Source organism: Falsiroseomonas oryziterrae (genome assembly GCF_021864505.1).
GTDB classification, from domain to species: Bacteria; Pseudomonadota; Alphaproteobacteria; order Acetobacterales; family Acetobacteraceae; genus Falsiroseomonas; species Falsiroseomonas oryziterrae.
The window spans coordinates 1-1,977 of record NZ_JAKJIB010000504.1; the positions used below are offsets into that span (position 1 = coordinate 1).

The 1,977-nt window shown below is 75.5% G+C and carries 2 protein-coding genes and 1 pseudogene; all 3 read left to right on the top strand.

Annotated features, from left to right (window positions below):
• Positions 1-371, top strand: a 371-nt coding sequence (locus L2I40_RS22485; RefSeq protein WP_237217559.1) for an acyl carrier protein, incomplete at its 5' end; no start/stop codon positions are given.
• Between the two features lie 8 nt (positions 372-379).
• Entirely contained in the window at positions 380-1,687 is a 1,308-nt protein-coding gene (locus tag L2I40_RS22490) for an aminotransferase class I/II-fold pyridoxal phosphate-dependent enzyme (protein WP_237217561.1), read from the top strand.
• Positions 1,684-1,977 (top strand): annotated as a pseudogene (locus L2I40_RS22495) (hypothetical protein); the annotation flags it as partial. The gene L2I40_RS22490 and the pseudogene L2I40_RS22495, both read left to right, overlap by 4 nt.

Genomic DNA, 1,977 nt, shown 5'->3' on the forward strand with positions numbered 1-1,977 from the left:
AGGCGGCGGAGTCGGACGGCGCGGACCTGCGCGCGCGCCTCGTCGCCATGCCACGCGCGGAGGCGGAGGCGGCGATCCTGCGTCTGGTGCAGGAGGAGATCGGCCGCATCCTGCGGCTGCCGGCCGATTCCGTCGGCACGGAGCGCGCGGTGGCGGGAATCGGCCTCGACAGCCTGGGCGCGCTGGAGCTGCGCGGCGCGCTGGAGGCGCGGCTGGCGCAGCCCGTGCCGGTCGCCGGCCTGTCGGAGGAGTTGACCGTGGCGGCGCTGGCGCGGCAGATCGCGGCCGCGGTGCTGGCGCCGCAGGCGGAGGCGGCGATCGCGACCCTCGTCGAGAGCTTCGAGCCGGGCCGCGTCAGCGCGGCGGATTGAGGGGAGCCATGCGGGGCCAGGGCTTCGGATTGTCGGCCGGCGCGCGGCTTGCCCTGGTGCAGCGGCTGGCGCGGCGGCGCGCGGGACAGGACGAGGCGGCGGCAGCCGATCCGCGCGGCTTCGGCGCGATCGGCAACCTGAAGGACTGGCAGCTGGTGCGCGACGCGATGGACGCACTCGGCCTCGAGAGCCCGTTCTTCCGCGCGCATGAGGGGCGTGCCGGCGCGCGCACGACGATCGACGGGCGCGAGCTGATCAATTTCGGCTCCTACGACTACCTCGGCCTCAACGGCGATGCGCGGCTGCATGCGGCAGCGGCGGAGGCGATGGCGCGCCATGGCATCTCCGCCTCCGCCTCGCGCCTCGTCTCCGGCGAGCGGCCGGTGCATGTGGCGCTGGAGCAGGCGCTGGCGGCGCATTACGGCGCGGAGGCGGCGCTGGCCTTCGTCAGCGGGCACGCGACGAACGTGACGCTGATCGGCCACATGATGGGGCCGCGCGACCTGATCCTGCACGATTCGGCGATCCACAATTCCTGCGTCGAGGGCGCGCGGCTGTCGGGCGCGCGCCGCCTGCCCTTCGCGCACAACGACCTGGGCGCGGCGGAGCGCGAGCTGGCCGCGGCGCGACGCGGTGCGGAGCGGGCGCTGATCGTCGTCGAGGGCCACTACTCGATGGACGGCGACGTGCCGGACCTCGCGGGCTTCGTGCGGCTGGCACGCGCGCATGACGCCTGGCTGATGGTGGACGACGCGCATGGTCTCGGCGTGCTGGGCGCCACCGGCCGCGGCGCCTTCGAGGCGACGGGTGTCGATCCGTCGGAGGTCGACATCTGGATGGGCACGCTGTCGAAGACGCTGTGCGCCTGCGGCGGCTATGTGGCGGCGAAGGCGGAGCTGGTGGACTGGCTGCGCCACACCGCGCCGGGCTTCGTCTATTCGGTCGGGCTGCCGCCGCCGCTTGCCGCATCCGCGTTGGCGGCGCTGCGCGTGATGCAGGCAGAGCCCTGGCGGGTCGCGAAGCTGCAGGCGAATGCGCGGCTGCTGCGCGACCTCTGCCGCGCGCGCGGCTTCGACACCGGGCTGTCGGCGGGCCTCGGCATCGTGCCGGTGATGCTCGGCAGCTCGGTGCGGGCCGCGCGCGTCTCGGCCACGCTGCTGGAGCGCGGCGTGAACGCGCTGCCGATCATCTTCCCCGCCGTGCCGGAAGGTGCGGCGCGGCTGCGCTTCTTCCTCTCCGCCGAGCATGAGGAGGGCGACATCCGCGAGGCGGTGCAGGCCCTCGCGGCGGCCGCCGATTCCGTGCCGGGCGGGTGACCGCGCTGCGCGTCGCGCGGGTGTCGGCGGCGGCCGAGGCGCGCGCCTTCCTCGATCTGCCCGCGCGCCTCGCCCCGCTCGGCTGGGGCGTGCCGCTGCGATGGGAAGAGCAGCGGCTGTTCGATCCGGACTGGAACGGCTTCCTCCGCGACCATGCGGTGGCGCGGTTCCTGGCCTGGCGCGACGGGCGCGCGGTGGGCCGCGTCGCGGCCTGCGTGCCGCTGGCGGGGCCGGGGCCGGCGAGCTTCGGCTTCCTCTGCGCGGAGCGGGACGCGGAGGCGGTTGCCGCG